13 protein-coding genes and 1 other annotated feature are annotated in these 17,987 nt (G+C 43.5%); all 13 genes read right to left on the bottom strand.

The features are described 5' to 3' along the window. Positions 1-176 precede the first annotated feature (176 nt). The 13 genes from H7J92_RS08870 to H7J92_RS08810 all read right to left on the bottom strand — a co-directional run bounded on the left by H7J92_RS08870 (position 177) and on the right by H7J92_RS08810 (position 17,924). A complete protein-coding gene (locus H7J92_RS08870; RefSeq protein WP_221836538.1) occupies positions 177-2,822 on the bottom strand; it encodes a valine--tRNA ligase in 2,646 nt (881 codons plus the stop codon). A gap of 54 nt (positions 2,823-2,876) precedes the next feature. Continuing rightward, positions 2,877-3,095, bottom strand: a binding site (T-box leader). Positions 3,096-3,315: 220 nt separating this feature from the next. Further along, complete coding sequence (locus H7J92_RS08865) at positions 3,316-3,957, bottom strand: hypothetical protein (RefSeq protein ID WP_221836537.1); 642 nt, start codon at positions 3,955-3,957, stop codon at positions 3,316-3,318. A 283-nt stretch (positions 3,958-4,240) separates the two neighbouring features. Further along, positions 4,241-5,533: a glutamate-1-semialdehyde 2,1-aminomutase gene (hemL, locus tag H7J92_RS08860; protein WP_221836536.1), complete on the bottom strand. Its 1,293-nt coding sequence runs from the start codon at positions 5,531-5,533 to the stop codon at positions 4,241-4,243. Next, a complete protein-coding gene (gene hemB / locus H7J92_RS08855) occupies positions 5,534-6,514 on the bottom strand; it encodes a porphobilinogen synthase (RefSeq protein WP_221836535.1) in 981 nt (326 codons plus the stop codon). Next, on the bottom strand, positions 6,511-7,275 hold the full coding sequence (locus tag H7J92_RS08850) for a uroporphyrinogen-III synthase (RefSeq protein ID WP_221836534.1): 765 nt from the start codon (positions 7,273-7,275) through the stop codon (positions 6,511-6,513). Before H7J92_RS08850 ends, hemB begins: the two co-directional genes overlap by 4 nt. Next, positions 7,268-8,197 carry a hydroxymethylbilane synthase gene (gene hemC / locus H7J92_RS08845; RefSeq protein WP_221836532.1) on the bottom strand — a complete coding sequence of 310 codons (930 nt, stop codon included), beginning with the start codon at positions 8,195-8,197 and terminating at the stop codon, positions 7,268-7,270. The genes H7J92_RS08850 and hemC overlap by 8 nt, the downstream gene beginning before the upstream one ends. A gap of 15 nt (positions 8,198-8,212) precedes the next feature. Then, entirely contained in the window at positions 8,213-9,043 is an 831-nt protein-coding gene (locus H7J92_RS08840; protein WP_009497517.1) for a cytochrome c biogenesis protein, read from the bottom strand. Between the two features lie 376 nt (positions 9,044-9,419). Continuing rightward, positions 9,420-10,796 carry a glutamyl-tRNA reductase gene (gene hemA, locus H7J92_RS08835; RefSeq protein ID WP_009497518.1) on the bottom strand — a complete coding sequence of 459 codons (1,377 nt, stop codon included), beginning with the start codon at positions 10,794-10,796 and terminating at the stop codon, positions 9,420-9,422. A gap of 129 nt (positions 10,797-10,925) precedes the next feature. After that, positions 10,926-11,507 (bottom strand): ribosome biogenesis GTP-binding protein YihA/YsxC, encoded by a 582-nt coding sequence (yihA, locus tag H7J92_RS08830; protein WP_009497519.1) that lies wholly within the window; start codon positions 11,505-11,507, stop codon positions 10,926-10,928. Continuing rightward, positions 11,504-13,825, bottom strand: a complete 2,322-nt coding sequence (gene lon, locus H7J92_RS08825; protein ID WP_009497520.1) for an endopeptidase La — start codon at positions 13,823-13,825, stop codon at positions 11,504-11,506. Before lon ends, yihA begins: the two co-directional genes overlap by 4 nt. 125 nt (positions 13,826-13,950) lie before the next feature. Further along, a complete protein-coding gene (gene clpX / locus H7J92_RS08820) occupies positions 13,951-15,219 on the bottom strand; it encodes an ATP-dependent protease ATP-binding subunit ClpX (RefSeq protein WP_078816792.1) in 1,269 nt (422 codons plus the stop codon). A 192-nt stretch (positions 15,220-15,411) separates the two neighbouring features. After that, positions 15,412-16,698: a trigger factor gene (gene tig, locus H7J92_RS08815; RefSeq protein WP_221836530.1), complete on the bottom strand. Its 1,287-nt coding sequence runs from the start codon at positions 16,696-16,698 to the stop codon at positions 15,412-15,414. Between the two features lie 257 nt (positions 16,699-16,955). After that, on the bottom strand, positions 16,956-17,924 hold the full coding sequence (locus H7J92_RS08810; protein WP_221836527.1) for a hypothetical protein: 969 nt from the start codon (positions 17,922-17,924) through the stop codon (positions 16,956-16,958). Between the last annotated feature and the right edge of the window lie 63 nt (positions 17,925-17,987).

Raw genomic sequence — 17,987 nt, 5'->3', positions numbered from 1 at the left:
CATGCTATGAGCGCAAAAGCGAGGCTTATGAGCGTAAATCTGCACGCTATGAGCGTGGAAGCAGAGTTTATGAGCGCAAACCTGCTGCTTATGAGAACACATAAATGATTACATGAAAAAAGCTGTCCTGTCAGTCATACTCAACGACTAACAGGACAGCTTGATTTTTTCTTCAATTAAATCTCTTTCAACTCCGCTATACGTCGTTCAACCGCCGCGCGTTTCTCCAGGTAGTCCTGTTCTTTCGCACGTTCTTCTTCAACAACTGCTGCAGGAGCTTTCGCTGTAAAGCGTTCATTGGACAATTTCCCTTGAACTCTCTTTACTTCGCCTTCCCATTTGCCGAGTTCTTTCGTCAAACGAGCCAATTCTTCGTCGATGTCAATCAAACCTTCAAGCGGTAAGTAAAGCTCGGCGCCAGTCACAACAGCTGACATCGTTTTGCCTGGTGCATTTACACCTACACCGATTGTCAATGTTTCTGGATTACAGAAGCGCTCGATATACGCACGGTTGTCTTCCAACACTGCGACCGTCGCTTCATCTTTCGCGGAAATATACAAATCGACTTTACGGCTCATCGGTGTATTTACTTCCGAGCGAATATTACGCACTGCATGGATGATGTCCATCAACAACTTCATATGTGTTGCACGAGACGCGTCAGACAATGCCGTGTCTACTTCCGGCCATTTCGCTACCGTGATCGACTCCCCTTCATGCGGAAGGTTCTGCCAGATTTCTTCTGTGATGAATGGCATCAATGGGTGCAATAGACGCATCGTGTTATCGAGAACATATGCGAGAACCGAACGTGTCGTTTTCTTCGCTGCTTCGTCTTCACCATACAATGGAAGCTTCGCCATTTCGATATACCAATCACAGAAATCATCCCAAATAAAGTTGTACAACGCACGACCCATCTCACCGAACTCATAACGATCTGCAAGGCTTGTCACTTGTTCGATTGTTTCATTCAGACGAGTTAAGATCCACGCATCTGCAACAGATTTTTCCCCTGTCAGGTCGATTTCTTCGTATTTCATTCCATCCATATTCATCAATGCAAATCGAGATGCGTTCCAAATCTTATTGGCAAAATTCCAGATTGCTTCGACTTTTTCAGTGGAGTAACGTAAATCCTGTCCTGGTGAAGAACCCGTCGCCAAGAAATAGCGCAATGCATCTGCACCGTATTGATCGATAACGTCCATTGGATCGACGCCGTTACCAAGGGATTTAGACATTTTCCGTCCATCTTCCGCACGTACGAGTCCATGGATCAAAACATCCTTGAATGGACGTTCTCCCGTGAATTCTAGAGCTTGGAAAATCATGCGAGACACCCAAAAGAAGATAATATCATATCCTGTAACTAGGGCAGCGTTCGGGTAATATTTCTTGAACTCTTCGCTGTCGACGTCCGGCCATCCCATTGTCGAGAACGGCCATAGAGCGGAGGAGAACCAAGTATCGAGCACATCGTTGTCCTGTGTCCAATTGTCCGCATCAGCCGGCGCTTCCTGACCAACGTATACTTCACCTGTCGTCTTATGATACCAAGCCGGAATTCGATGTCCCCACCAAAGCTGACGTGAAATACACCAGTCGTGGATGTTTTCCATCCAGTTCAAATAGGTCTTTTCAAAACGTTCCGGAACAAATTGAACTTTTTCTTCTTCATTTTTCTGTAATTTGACCGCTTCTTCTGCTAGCGGCTGCATCTTGACGAACCATTGTGTCGATAAATACGGCTCTACGACCGCTCCACTTCGCTCAGAATGTCCAACCGAATGCATATGATCTTCTATTGTGAATAAAACTTCCATCTCCTGCAAATCCTTGACGATTTGCTTGCGGCACTCAAAGCGATCCATGCCTTCATACTTACCCGCCAGTTTATTCATCGTACCGTCTTCGTTCATCACAAGCACTCTTGGCAAGTTATGACGATTCCCCACTTCGAAGTCGTTCGGATCATGGGCAGGTGTAATTTTCACCGCACCGCTTCCGAAGTCCATTTCGACATAGTCGTCCGCTACGATCGGAATTTCACGGTCAACAATTGGCAACTTGACCATTTTCCCGATCAAATGCTGATAACGCTCATCATCTGGATGGACCGCAACCGCCGTATCTCCAAGCATCGTTTCAGGACGCGTTGTTGCGATTTCGATATGTCCTGTGCCATCCGTCAATGGGTAACGCATATGATAGAATGCGCCCTGAACGTCTTTATGGATAACTTCAATATCAGATAACGCAGTTTTAGTGGCAGGATCCCAGTTGATAATATACTCACCGCGATAAATCAATCCTTTTTTATACAGCTTGACGAACACTTCACGAACAGCTTTAGAAAGCCCTTCATCTAATGTGAATCGCTCACGTGAATAATCCAGTGCCAGTCCTAGCTTTGCCCATTGTGCACGGATGTGGTCGGCGTATTCTTCCTTCCACTTCCATGTTTCCTGTACGAACTTTTCACGCCCTAGATCATAGCGCGATACACCTTCTGAACGAAGCTTTTCTTCCACTTTCGCTTGCGTCGCGATGCCTGCGTGGTCCATTCCAGGCAACCATAACGCATCATAGCCTTGCATACGCTTCATCCGGATGAGCATATCCTGTAACGTCGTATCCCAAGCGTGACCCAAATGAAGTCTGCCTGTTACATTCGGCGGCGGTATGACAATCGTGTACGGTTCTTTCTTGCTTGTCACATCGGCTTCAAAGTAGTTTCCTTTCAGCCACCAGTCGTAGCGTCCGTCTTCCACTGCTTGTGGATCGTATTTTGTCGGCATCGTTAGTTCATCTGTCATTTCAGTTCCTCCTTAAGGTAAAAAAAGGGATACAAAAAGCCCCGTCCATCCCGGTTAAAGGACGAAGGAGCTCGTGGTACCACCTTTATTTATGAACGCTAAAAAGCATGCATCTTAATGAATCAGTAACGGCTTTCACCGGTTCCTGCTACTCGTTTTTCACAGAAACTGCTCATAGGGGACTTTCCATCTGTAGTTTACAGGTACGTTCCACCTATCGTACCCTCTCTAGAGAAAACTTTGCACATGTACTTTCCTATTCTTCGCATCTTTATCCTTATCACCCATTATTATATGGGAAGGATGCCATAACCGTCAAGTTTTACTTTAGACAAACAAGAAAGGAGGGTGTGCATTGCGAAAAGGATATAATCCATATTTGCTGCCACCTTGGCTTCGGAAGACAAGGTTTTATTGCAAAGGATGTATATTTCCGCTCACTGTGTTTCAATTGATCCGTTTGCTGATCGTGCCAACGACCGGAGATTTTTTACTATTCTGTCTCCTCGCTGGTCTGTCGTTCTGCTTCTACAAAAATATTATTTGAATGGAAGATCTTTCTCGTCACATCGTCATCCAACTCGGCGATGTATAAGAGAAAGTCTTCCATTTCTTTTTCGACGTTTTCAACTGCTTTGTCCGCGTTGGCTAAAAACTCTAAATGGGAAGTTGATTCAATTGCTGTTTTAACAGGCTTCTTCGATTCAACCGCTACCTCTTCTACAATCTCCTCTTGTACCTCAGCTATTTCTTGTAAATTTACAGACCATTCCAAACGCAGGCCTCCGTCTTCAAGCTGCGCAGCCCGCACTCCTTCCACATTCAATTCAAGAGGGCCCGCAATATCGCCGGGTAAGTCCACATTTAACGGCACCGCATATTCAAAGTAACCTGCACCGTTCTCCACTTCTACATCATCAATTACCAATCGATCCTCAGCAGACAATTCTACAAGCTTGTCTTGGTCAAATGTAACATTCGCTGCAATATGATAGATCCCTTGCAATCGGATCGCTTCCTCCGTACGGTCTTCCGTGTAGCCAGGTGTTACTTTCACTTCAACTGCTTCCGAAAAAGCACCATATTCAGTAGGAAAATAAAACGTTTCATTCAACGTCCATTGATGATTAGTCAATCCGCTTCACTCCTTTTCTTAACTCAGGCTACTATATGAAGCAAACGAAAAGAATAGAAGTACTACCAGCGAAAAAAGTAGTATAAATCATTGAGAACGCACCAAACCTAGTGAGAACCGAACCAATTCACCACCGTACCGCACCAAAGCCGCAGGCAACCGAACCAAAGCTCAATCAATCCGAGCGAAAACCCTATCACACCGCACCAATCCCACTTCGCCCACAGAAAAAACGCTGAGCGGATGATCTGTCCTAAAACAGATCATCCCTCAGCGCTATCTTTTATCGTTTCAACTTAGCAAACACGGTGTGGAATGCCTCCACTGTCTTCGCAATATGCTCTTCTGTATGAGCAGCAGATAAGAACATTCCTTCAAACTGGGACGGCGGCAAGAAAATGCCTTCTTCCGCCATCAGACGATAATATTCAGCAAACAACTGCAAATCAGAAGTTTTAGCTTGATCATAATTATAGACGCGTTCATTTGTAAAGAAGAATCCGATCATGGAACCTGCACGATTCACCGTATGCGGTATACCATTTTCCGACGCAGCTTCACGGAAACCTTGCTCCAATTGATCCCCCAACTGAACGAAACGGTCATAAGATTGAGGTGTCAATTTCTTTAATGTTTCTGAACCTGCAGTCATCGCAAGTGGATTCCCAGACAATGTACCTGCCTGATAAACCGTTCCTGCCGGCGCAATATGTTCCATGATTTCACGTTTACCACCGTACGCTCCGACCGGTAGTCCACCGCCGATTACTTTGCCCAGGCAAGTCAGATCAGGAGTAATACCGAAATAACCTTGCGCGCAATTATAACCGACACGGAAACCTGTCATAACTTCATCAAAAATTAACAATGTGCCATTGGCGGCCGTCAACTCACGCAAACCTTCAAGGAAACCTGGCTCAGGTGGGACAACTCCCATATTCCCCGCAACCGGCTCTACAATGACTCCTGCCAAATCATCGCCATATTGTTCGAATGCCGCTTTAACACTTTCCAAGTCGTTGTAAGCAACTGTAATCGTATTTTTAGCAATCGACTCCGGTACTCCCGGACTGTCTGGCAAGCCTAATGTAGCGACGCCCGATCCTGCTTTGATCAGCAAAGAGTCGCCGTGGCCATGATAGCAGCCTTCAAACTTCAAAATTTTATTGCGGCCTGTGTAACCACGTGCCAACCGCAATGCACTCATCGTCGCTTCTGTGCCTGAAGACACCATGCGCACCATTTCAATAGACGGCACTCGGTCGATAATGAGTTCGGCCACTTCATTTTCAATTAAAGAAGGAGCACCGAAGCTCGTCCCTGTCTCGGCTACTCTCTGAATCGCCGCGACCACGTCCGGGTCTGTATGTCCTAAAATCAGGGGTCCCCATGATAGGACATAGTCGATGTATTCATTGCCATCAATGTCTTTAATGATCGCGCCTTTACCGCTTTCCATGAAAATCGGATCCATATTGACAGACTTAAATGCACGGACAGGAGAGTTCACTCCCCCTGGCAATAAATCTACAGCTTTTTTGAATGCTTGTTCAGACTTTGTATATGATCTACCCAATTATTTCTCCTCCAGCCAGCGAGCAGCGTCTTTTGCATGATACGTCATAATAATGTCTGCGCCTGCACGCTTCATACTTGTCAACGTTTCTAATACGATTTTTTTCTCATCTACCCAGCCGTTTTGAGCAGCTGCCTTCACCATTGCGTACTCACCACTGACGTTATACGCGACGACCGGCAATAACACATGGTTCTTCACATCTCGAATAATGTCTAAATAAGATAATGCCGGTTTGACAATCAAGAAGTCTGCTCCTTCAAGAATATCGGATTCCGCTTCACGCATCGCTTCCATACGGTTCGCCGGATCCATCTGATAGGTCTTACGGTCACCGAATTGCGGAGTTGATTGAGCTGCTTCACGAAACGGGCCATAATACGCGGAAGCATATTTGACTGCATACGACATAATCGGGATCTGCTCAAATCCAGCTTCATCCAGCGCTTGACGAATCACCGCAACGAAACCGTCCATCATATTTGAAGGTGCAATAATGTCCGCCCCAGCTTTCGCTTGGCTCACAGCTGTTTTCGCAAGCAATTCCAGGCTTTCGTCATTATCAACATCAGTACCGTGAATTACACCACAATGGCCATGATCGGTATACTCACATAAACATGTATCTGCAATCACAACCAATTCCGGATGACGTTCCTTCACTGCACGAGTTGCACGCTGAATGATGCCTTCATCGTCATATGCTTCTGAACCAACTGCATCCTTGCTGGAAGGAATCCCGAATAAAATGATCGATGAAATACCGAGTTCCACCACTTCATCTGTTTCTTTCAGCAATAAATCAATCGAAAACTGATCGACCCCAGGCATCGAGGCAATCGGATTGCGAACATTCTCGCCTTCCGTTACAAATAGTGGATAAATGAAGTCCGCTGCTTTGATCGATGTCTCTCTAACCATCGCACGCACTGTCGGATGCGTACGAAGTCGGCGATGACGCTTAAATTCTATTGGATTCATTTGAAATCTCCCTTTCGTTTAGCTAATGCATGAACTAACTCGGTTAACGTATACGTTTCGGGTTTGACATGAACACGCGCACCTGCTTTCAGTAACGCACGTTCTGTAACATGCCCGATCGCACAAACTGTAAAACCGTTCCATGTTGTATTCGGAGCTACGCGTGTAGCAAAAACTTCTACCGCTGACGGACTAGCGAACAGTACAGAAACCTGATTTTTTTGCTTGATCTGTTTGCATAATTTATCAATGGAACTCGTAGCGCTTTTCGTTTCGTAAACTGTCCATTCTGTAACATGAAACGGCAATTCTTCGCGGATTAAGTTGCCTGCGAGCGAACCTTTTAAAAATACAACACGTAATTGCTCGGACTTTTTTGGCTTAAATTGCTGAACGAAGACATCCGCACTGAATACAGTTGGAATGAACGAAACCGTAAAGCCAAGCTGGTCAAGTGCAGCTGCCGTTCGTGTTCCGACAGCAGCTACTTTTCCTGCATACGAATCCGCAGTAAAACGATGTCGTTCCATTTTTGAACGAAATGCTCCGACTGCAGATTGACTCGTGAAAATGAGCCAATCCGCTTGCATCGCTTCTTCCAACTTTTGCAGATCTTTTTTGTCCTGCACTTCTCCCACTTCAATGAGCGGAATTGAAATAGGTGTGCCGCCGTACTCTTTAACGAGTTCTGCTGCCTCTTTCGCTTTAGGGGTACCTGTGAAAATGACTGTTTCCCCTGTTAATGGTAACGCATTACGCATCCATGTCCGCCTTCACTTTCTCAATTACTTCGGCGGCACCTTGCTCGCGAAGAATTTTACTCACTTCTTTACCAACAGCGACAGGATCAGTTCCTTTCACCGTTTCACGGAAGACTTCAATTGCATCAGGTGACGCAATAAAACCAGTCAGTTCCACTTCATTACCGTCATACTTCGCAAATCCAGCAATCGGAACTTGACAAGAGCCGTCCATTTCGTTGAGGAATGTCCGTTCAGCTTGCAGTTCGATCCATGTTTTTTGGTCCGTCAGTTTTGCTAATTCATCCAAAAGTTCCGTATCGTCTTGTCGGCATTCAATAGCCAGTGCGCCTTGGCCAACCGCAGGGATGCAGTCGTCAAGTGCCAAGTATTCCGTGACAGTGCTATCATCCCAGCCCATACGCTTCATACCCGCTGCTGCAAGTATAATTGCGTCATATTCACCGTCTCGTAACTTGCGTATACGCGTATCGATATTGCCTCGAATCCACTTAATCTCAAGGTCAGGACGCAACATCAATAGTTGAGAACTGCGGCGTAAACTGGATGTCCCGACAATCGCGCCGATCGGCAAGTCCATGAAACGGACGTGGTCATTGGCAATATACGCATCACGCGGATCGACACGTTCAGGAATACAACCTACCGTTAAACCATCTGGAATGACAGCAGGCATATCTTTCATGCTATGTACCGCAAAGTCGATTTCCTTATCAAATAGCGCCTGCTGGATTTCTTTCACGAACAGACCTTTACCGCCGACTTTTGACAGCATGACATCTAGAATCTGATCGCCTTTTGTTACGATTTCCTTGATTTCGAATTCAAATGGTGCACCTGCTTGTTTCATTTGCTCAATGAACCATTTTGTTTGTGTTAATGCCAAATTACTTCTACGAGAACCTACAATGATTTTTCTCACAACACTCTTCCTTCCTTATATCCATAAATGAAACTCAGACAATGTACTGCCCAAAAAGAAATTTACAACCGTTAAGAGAAATGCAAAAACTGTCATCCAGGCAAATTCCATCGATTGAAGCTTACCTTTGTGTTGGAAATACATTACCCCTGTATAGATCAAGAGCACTGCAAACGAGCCCATGATCTTCACATCCCAAATCGACCAATCTACAAGCGCCACATATGCCCATTGCACTCCAAAGATTAGACTGACGAACAAAATCGGAATCCCTGTGTAAATCGACATCTTCATCCCCATCATCGTTTGATGCAGATTCGGAAGATTGGAAAATTGCTTCGACCACTTTTTCTTCTTCAATACTTTATAGACAATCAAATACAATACCGCAAAAACAAAAGCTAATGCAAACACGGCATACGAGAGGATCGCTGTCGTAATATGAATGAATAATACTTCCGAAATGAGCGAATCACCGACTGTAGACGCCGTATATTTCAAGTTGGAAAACACGTGAATCATTAAGAAAATAAATCCGATGATGTTTGTAAAAAAGACCATAAAATTCACTTTGTAAATCAATTGAAATACTATCGACAGGGTTACCAATAGCCAGACGTAAAAATAAATTCCTTCGACTAGTGAGAGTACCGGAAACCGTTTCATCTCGATAATATACAGCAGCAGAATCGCGGTTTGTGTCACCCACACCGTAACAATCAGCCAGAAGGCAATTTGTTGCAAAGTTTTTTGCTTTTTAAAGTAGTCAATTAAATAAAAGACAAGACCAAGGGCATATAGGACGATCATGAATTCCTGAAGTCTTGCCATAGTCAAATCCACCATATGCTATTCTCTGCCTTTCAAGCGAAGACCTCTCTTTTGTATTCAGAAGTATTCTACCTTCATTCTCTCAAATGAGAGGGTATTCCTGCAAATGATTGCATCCATACAATTAAATCTACATTGCTTCCAAGCACCGTTGATTTCTGTTGCAGGCGGACGCTTTCCGCGGGGCGGGCGGTGAGCCTCCTCGGTCGCTGAGCTCCCTGTGGGGTCTCACCTGTCCCGCTAATCCCGCTGGAGTCGCCGCCTTCCACTCCAATCAACTATTATGTTCACATAAAACACACAACCAAATTTAAAAATATTTCATACTCACCATAAAAAAAGCGGCCTGTATCGTTCTTGTGAAAGAGCTAGATACAGAACCACCAGTGTATTAGTACAAATAATTCAATTTGGTTGAGTCGATTGTGTTATTTTTCTCGTTTGCACGTTTTTGCAGGCGTTCTTTCGCTTGAATAGCCTGTTGTTCTTTTTCTGCCACGACATCATCTGAAATTCCGAAGATCTGCTCAAATAAAGCCAGTTTCTCTTCAGCTTTTTTATCTATAGAAAGTTCCTTTGCCTGTAAGATCGGTTCTTTCAGAAGTTGGTTGATGATGGATTTTGTATGCTTGTTCAGCACTTTCTTTTCACGTTCTGTTAAATCAGGCATTTTATTTTCAATACTTTGCATCGTTTCACTTTGGATGCGGCTTGCTTTTTTACGCAATGCTGAAATCATTGGAACTACGCCGAGAGTCAAAAGCCATTCTTTAAATAAGACGACTTCTCTTTCGATCATGATGCCAATTTCATCTGCAGCACGCTTACGTTCTGCGAGATTTGCTTCCACGATTCCTTGCAGGTCGTCAATATCATATAAGAACATATTCGCTAAATCGCCTATTTTCGGATCCAAGTCACGTGGAACTGCGATATCCACCAAGAATAACGGTTTTCCCTTACGTAATTTCTCAACGAACTCCATCAACTCATAATCAATTACATAATCGGTCGAGCCTGTGGAGCTGATCAGAATATCAGCTTCCAATAATAAACATTGTAACTCCTGCATGGACTTCGCTTCTCCATCGAACTTGGCAGCTAATAATTCTGCTTTTGAGAATGTACGGTTGATCACTGTGATCTTCCCGACACCGCTGCCCTGCAAGTTCTTGACAGCCAATTCGCCCATCTTACCTGCACCCAGAATTGCAATATGTTTATTTTTCAGTGAACCAAAAATTTTCTTTCCAAGTTCCACAGCAGCGTAAGAGACCGAAACAGCATTTTCGCCGATTGCTGTTTCAGAATGGGCTTTTTTCGCAGTTGTTAGAGCTTGTTTGAATAATTCATTAAAGATCGTTCCGGTAGTACCGATTTCCTGTGCAGAAAGAAAACTGCTTCGAACTTGCCCTAAAATTTGTGTTTCGCCGAGTACCATGGAGTCAATACCTGCTGCAACACGCAATAAATGTTCTACCGCGCCATCTTCTTCAAAGATGATTAAGTGGCTTGAGAATTCCTCAATCGGAATTGAAAACCAATCAGCGAGGAACCGTTTTATATAATATCGTCCAGTATGAAGCTGATCTACAACCGCATAGATTTCTGTACGGTTACAAGTGGAAATAATGATGTTTTCCAAGATGCTTTTTTGCTGTTGCAATGTTTGCATCGCTTGCGGCAGTTCAGCTTCAACGAATGATAATTTTTCCCTAATTTCGACAGGGGCAGTTCGGTGATTAACACCGACGACAACTGTATGCATTAGGTGCTCACACCTTTCGAGATCTTTTCGTAACTACATTATAACATATATAGTGTTCTGGTCGGAATGCGATTTGTGAACAACATTTGACGTCAAATTTTAGCAGTGTTCAGTTAAAATCGCTTATTTTCACATCCGACTTTCAATTTCGCGCCACGCTTCTTCAATTCCCATCCCCTTTTCGGATGAAAACAATAATAGTGGATGATGCTTCTCCATATTCAACGTTGTACGTACGACCTTTTTATGCTTTTCCCACTTACCTTTTGGAATTTTATCTGCCTTCGTCGCCACTACGATGGTCGGTACATTATAATGTGCCAAAAAGTCATACATCATGCAGTCGTCTTCAGTGGGCGGGTGACGCAAATCGACAATGAGCAAAACCGCACGCAATTCTTCACGCGCTGTAATATAGCGCTCAATCATCTTCCCCCATGCTTCTCGTTCCGTTTTAGAAACTTTTGCGTAACCGTAACCAGGAACATCGACGAAAAATAATTGCTCTTCGATTTTATAAAAATTCAGAGTTTGGGTCTTCCCTGGCTTTGATGAAGTCCGGGCTAAGCTTTTACGTCCGATCATCTTATTGATAAACGAAGATTTACCTACATTTGACCGGCCTGCTAAAGCAAATTCCGGATAGCCTTCCGTAGGGTATTGTTCAGGTTTCACCGCACTCATGATCATTTCGACATTATGGACTTTCATTTCTTTTCCTCCAAAGCGATATCGAGTACTTCCTGAGCATCCGACACGAGTTTAAATGTTAATTCTTCACGTACACTTTCTGGTATATCATCAAGATCGCGTTCATTGTCTTTCGGTATAATAATTGTTCGCAAACCAGCGCGATGGGCACTTAACGATTTTTCCTTCAGCCCACCGATAGGCAGTACACGTCCGCGCAAAGTCACTTCTCCCGTCATGCCGACTTCACGGCGAACAGGATGTTCTGTCAAAGCGGAGACTAAAGCTGTCACAATCGTAATTCCAGCCGAAGGGCCGTCTTTCGGCGTAGCACCTTCAGGGACGTGAATATGAATATCCCATTTTTCATGGAACTCGGGATCAATCGCGAAATCGACTGCTTTTGAACGGACATAGGACAACGCTGTTTGAGCAGACTCTTTCATGACATCGCCAAGCTTCCCAGTTAACAATAGCTTACCTTTTCCGGGTGATAATGAAACTTCAATTTGAAGAGTATCGCCCCCGACAGTAGTATAAGCAAGGCCCGTAGCCATACCAACCTGATTGACTGTTTCCGCCTGTCCAAACCGAAATAGTTTTTTCCCTAGTAAGACTTGTAATGTTTTTGGGCTGATTGTCAAGCTTTTCTTGTCACCTGCAAGTATTTGACGAGCGGCTTTACGGCAGATGCTCGCGATTTTCCGCTCCAATGAACGAACGCCGGCTTCTCGTGTATAATAGCGCACAAGCTCTAAAATCGCCTGACTTTGGAAACGGACCTGAGATTTCGTCAGTCCATGTTCTTTCAATTGTTTTGGAATCAAATAATTTACAGCAATTGATTGTTTTTCTTGTTCTGTATAACCAGGAATCGAAATGACTTCCATGCGGTCGCGTAAAGGTCCTGGAATCGCACCTAAATCATTTGACGTCGCAATGAATAAGACATTCGATAAATCATATGGTTCTTCGATATAATGATCGCTGAACGTACTATTTTGTTCTGGATCGAGTACTTCAAGCATTGCGGATGAAGGATCTCCACGAAAATCATTCGACATTTTATCGATCTCATCCAATAAAAAGACGGGGTTGATCGTTTCTGCTTTCTTCATACCTTGAATGATTCTGCCTGGCATCGCACCGACATACGTTCTGCGGTGACCCCGAATTTCAGACTCGTCCCGGACACCGCCGAGCGATAAACGGACAAATTTTCGGCCAAGGGACTCTGCAATCGAACGAGCCAATGACGTTTTCCCTACACCAGGAGGACCGTCGAGACAAAGAATCGGTCCGCGCAGCGAATTGGTCATTTGTCGCACTGCTAAATATTCCAATATACGTTCTTTGACATTTTCTAAACCTTCATGGTCTCTATTCAATATAGCTTCTGATTTAGCCAAATCAAGCTGGTCCACCGTCGCATGAGACCATGGCAGCGCGATCAGCCAATCGAGGTAATTGCGAATAATGCCACTTTCCGCGGAAACCGAAGGAATCTTTTCATACCGATCCAGTTCTCGTTCTGCCGCTTCTAGGACTCCTTCCGGCATATCGGCCTCTTTAATCTTCTGCCTGAGCTCCGCGATTTCGATGCCTTTGCCGTCTTTATCCCCAAGTTCTGTTTGAATTGCTCTAAGCTGTTCACGCAAATAGAACTCTTTTTGTGTCCGCTCCATCGCTTCTTTTACTCGCTCGTTTATTTTGCGTTCCAGCTCCATGATTTCCTGTTCGTTGTACATCCTGCTAATTAGCCATTCCAAACGATCTTGGACATCTGTCATTTCAAGTACTTCTTGCTTGGCAGACAACTTCAAAGGAAGGTTCGAGGCGATCATATCTGCTAATCTTCCTGCTTCTTGAATCCCTTCCACTGTTTCCACTGTCTCATCGGAAATCCGATTGCTATTTTTAGCATAGCGCTTGAACTGTGCAATCAAAGTCCGCATAAGGGCTTCGGTTTCAGCGTCTTTCTCTTGCTCTTCTTCATAGCCTTGAACATTTACGACGGGATAAAGATCGGCTTCTTGATAAGCAGACCAGTGTGCGCGCTGCACCCCTTCGATTAACACCCGATATGTACCGTTCGGTAATTGAGTCATTGATTTGATGGTCGCAAGCGTACCTAATCTGTGTAAGTCTTCTTTTTCAGGGTTTTCCAGTCCTAAGTCCATCTGTGTTGCAAGAAAAACTTGATGATCATTAGCTAAAGCGTGTTCGATCGCAAAAACCGAACGCTCTCTGCCTACATCGATATGTAAAAGCATCGTTGGATAAACGATCACTCCGCGAAGTGGCAATAAAGGGATGTTCTTCTTTTGATTACTCGGCATTACAAGCCACCTCCATTAAGTTATGTATATGTAAGAAAGATAAACTGCAAAATCATATGTAAGAAAAAGCCGACTACCTAGCGTGAAAACGCATAGGTTGAGCCGGCTTTTTGCCAATATCGGCGTTATGCCGTATTTTTTTCTTGATCGATGTCAAATACGGTTCCATCAGCTTTATATAAAATTGGAGAAGCTTTTCCTAGGACGGAATCCTTTGTAATGAGACATTCCTTCACTTCATCAAGTGAAGGCAACTCATACATGACATCGAGCATGATATTCTCGATAATCGAACGCAATCCACGAGCACCTGTTTTACGTGCAATGGCTTCTTTCGCGATCTCACGTAAAGCTTCTTCTTCGAAACGAAGCTCTACTTCATCAAGTTCTACCATCTTTTGGTATTGTTTGACGATTGCATTTTTTGGAACAGTGAGGATTTGATAGAGCGTGTCTACATCCAGTGCGTCCAATGTAGCGATAACAGGCAAACGACCGATGAATTCCGGAATTAAGCCGTATTGCTGCAAGTCTTCTGGAATCAATCTAGACAACAAGCTCTCATCTTCACTAATTTCTTTGTTCGGGTTGGAACCAAAGCCAATGACTTTACGTCCAATTCTACGCTTGACGATATCTTCAATGCCGTCAAACGCACCGCCGACTACGAACAGAATATTCGTCGTATCGATTTGTAGGAACTCTTGGTGTGGATGCTTACGTCCGCCTTGTGGTGGCACGCTCGCGACAGTTCCTTCCAAGATTTTCAGCAATGCTTGTTGAACACCTTCACCCGATACATCACGTGTGATGGAAGCATTCTCAGACTTACGAGCTACTTTATCGATTTCATCGATATAAATAATTCCTTTTTCAGCTTTTTCAATATCGAAGTCCGCCGCTTGAATCAATTTCAAAAGGATATTCTCTACGTCTTCACCAACATAACCTGCTTCTGTCAGAGAAGTCGCATCCGCAATCGCGAATGGAACGTCCAAGATTCGAGCCAATGTTTGAGCAAGTAACGTTTTACCGCTACCCGTTGGTCCGATTAATACAATATTCGATTTTGCCAGTTCGACATCATCGATTTTACTTCCTGAATTTACACGTTTGTAGTGATTGTATACAGCTACAGCGAGTGATTTCTTTGCGCGATCTTGCCCGATGATATATTCATCGAGAATGCTTTGGATCTCTCTTGGTTTTGGAACGTCTTTCAGTTCGAAGTCTTCTTCAAGACCAACTTCCTCTTCCACGATTTCCGCACAAAGTTCAACGCATTCATCACAAATATAAACACCTTGACCTGCCACTAATTTACGGACTTGATCTTGTGATTTACCGCAAAAAGAACAGCTTAGGTTATCGTTTTCATCATTAAATTTGAACATTATGCTCACCCCTATTCAAGTGAATATACTACAAGATTACCATGACTTAATCAACTATTTAGAACTCCAAGACAAATATGTATTCGGTTTCCTTGATAGCTTATGGATATTTGTGCAGACTATGCATACCTACCTTTATTTACGAAAAACAAGGCACGGTAAACCGTACCTTGTTTTAGTTTTATGGCTGGATTAGTCAACGATTTTTGCGTTGTCTACAAGCAATTGAACTGTTTTGTTGAAACGAAGGTCATTTTCAAGTACAGAAGTGCCACCAAGAGTTGCCTTGATTTGTTCTACTTCCATGCCGAATTGCTCTGACATTTTTTCAAGTTCTGCATTGACTTCTTCTTCTGTTACTTCCACTTTTTCTGCTTCACCAATTGCTTCAAGTGTCAATGAAACGCGAACGCGGCTTAATGCGTCGTCTTTCATTTGGTCGCGAAGAGTTTGCTCGTCTTGACCAGAGAATTGGAAGTAAAGCTCAAGATTCATGCCTTGCATTTGTAAACGTTGTTCGAAATCTTGCATCATGCGATCTGTTTCAGAATCGATCATCGCTTGTGGAATTTCCATTTCTGCATTGCTTGCTGCTTGCTCAACTAGATCGTCGCGAAGCGCAGTTTCAGAATCGTTCTTTTTCACTTCTTCTGCTTCTTCTTTAAGCTTCGTGCGCAGTTCTTCTACTGAAGAAACGCTCTCGTCGATTTCTTTTGCTAGTTCATCGTCAAGCTCAGGAACTTCTTTCGCTTTGATTTCATGAACTTTCACTTTGAATGTAGCAGGTTGTCCAGCTAATTCAGCTGCATGGTACTCTTCAGGGAAAGTGATTTCGATATCTTTTTCTTCTCCTGCTTTCATACCGACCACTTGTTCTTCAAATCCTGGAATGAAAGATCCAGATCCGATTTCAAGATCATAGTTCTCAGATTTTCCGCCTTCAAACGCTTCACCATTTGCAAAGCCTTCGAAATCGATTGTAGCCGTGTCGCCGTTTTCTGCAGCGCCATCTTCTTTAACTACCATTTCCGCAAGTCCTTCGCGGCCTTGTTGTAGTTGAGCGTCTACTTCTTCATCTGTAACTTCAGTAGATTGACGAGTCACTTCAAGTCCTTTATATTCACCCAATTTCACTTCTGGTTTCAAAGCGATAACTGCTGTGAAAATAACCGGCTCGCCTTTTTCTAGCTTTTCAATATCAATTTCAGGAGCTGCGATTGGCTCAACGTCAGCTTCTTCAACTGCTTTTGAATATGCTTCAGGTAGCACGATATCAATTGCATCGTTGTAAAGTGCTTCTTCACCATACATTTTATCAAACATCTTACGTGGCATTTTTCCTTTACGGAAACCTGGTGCTTGTACTTTCTTTACTACTTTTTTAAACGCTTCGTCCATTCCTTGGTTGAACCGTTCGACAGAAACTTCAAACGTAAGTTTCCCTTCACTGCCTTCTAATTTTTCCCATTTAACTGTCATATGTCTGACCTCCAAATCATTTACACAACTTTTATTTCTTTTATTTTAATCAATTATACCTCCGCGTGATTGCGTCCGAAACTTTTTCAGTAGCACTTGAAAAAACTCTGTGACACCGTTCGAAGGCTTTATCTGGACACCACTAATAGATTGTTCCCCGCCATGCTATTTAGCGAAAATTACAGTGGAGACAGATAAGCAGTTGACAACCATTTTAGTATAACATAGTCTAATCATCTTTCAACAAAATTTCCTCATCAGCCGTCCATTTCTTCATCGACAGAGCGGATGAATTGGAGCAGGGAAGTTTCATCTACCGTTTTTCCATACAATAAATGTTTGGTGTAGGCGACATATGCCTCTGCCACTTCTTCTGCTGTATAAGGACCCCAATGAAAGGGATAAAGCATAATACCGTACTTCAATATTAAATTCATCGCCAACTCGCTGGCCGTCGGATCTTTTTCAAATCGTGATTTCGCAATAAACTGTACTTCATTGATAAATAAATCATCCTCAGGCGACACAAGCCTTGTCGGAATCGTCTCTGTCTCAAAATGATACTTCCTTATATATAGTCTTTCTTCCACACCATTTTGCTGCAGCAAAAGAAGCGCATAGGTCTTTACAACGGGAAGACTGTCTTCATACTGAACAAGTTCAACCAACAAAGGCACAAACGGTTTCAGTTGTTGATTCTGCAAGGACAAAAGAAAATCTTGCTGTTCATGAGCTGTCATTTGAAGAAAATCGTCAAGCTCCATGGCAGGTTCTTCAAGCGTAGAATCTTCTATATAACGATTAGCTAATCGATTATTTAATTCCCGCAAATATTGAAATTTCCTTATGCTGTCTTGTGGAATCATCTGTTTTTCCATTAAACCTTGTATCGTCAACTCAACTTCTTCATACTGCCGCAGTTGAATTGAAATCGATAAATACAATTCCAATATTTCTATGTAATCACCCGATTGATTTTGCATAGCAAGAAGCGCATATTCCTTAGCACGTTCAAAATCCTTCGTCTCGTATAACGAAATGGCCAGCAAGTCAAGAATGGAAGTTTCTTCGGGATCAATATCAAGGATCGTCTCAAAGTGCTCGATGGCTTCGACATGAAGATCCCGCTCCATCGCTTCTCTTCCTTCTCTATGCAATCGTTCCAAGGTGCCTGGGAATACTACGACATTCCCCTTCTGGATTACTCGTTTAGGTTTTTTCCGCAATCCATTCACCTGCCTTTTAACTTTACTATAGCACAGGGGCAGATTAGGATTCCAGTTGGGGGC

The sequence above is a fragment of the Sporosarcina aquimarina genome, from assembly GCF_019748715.1.
In the GTDB taxonomy this organism is placed as follows: Bacteria; Bacillota; Bacilli; order Bacillales_A; family Planococcaceae; genus Sporosarcina; species Sporosarcina newyorkensis.
Note: the sequence above shows the minus strand (reverse complement) of the source record. Positions and strands in the feature narration are given on the sequence as shown.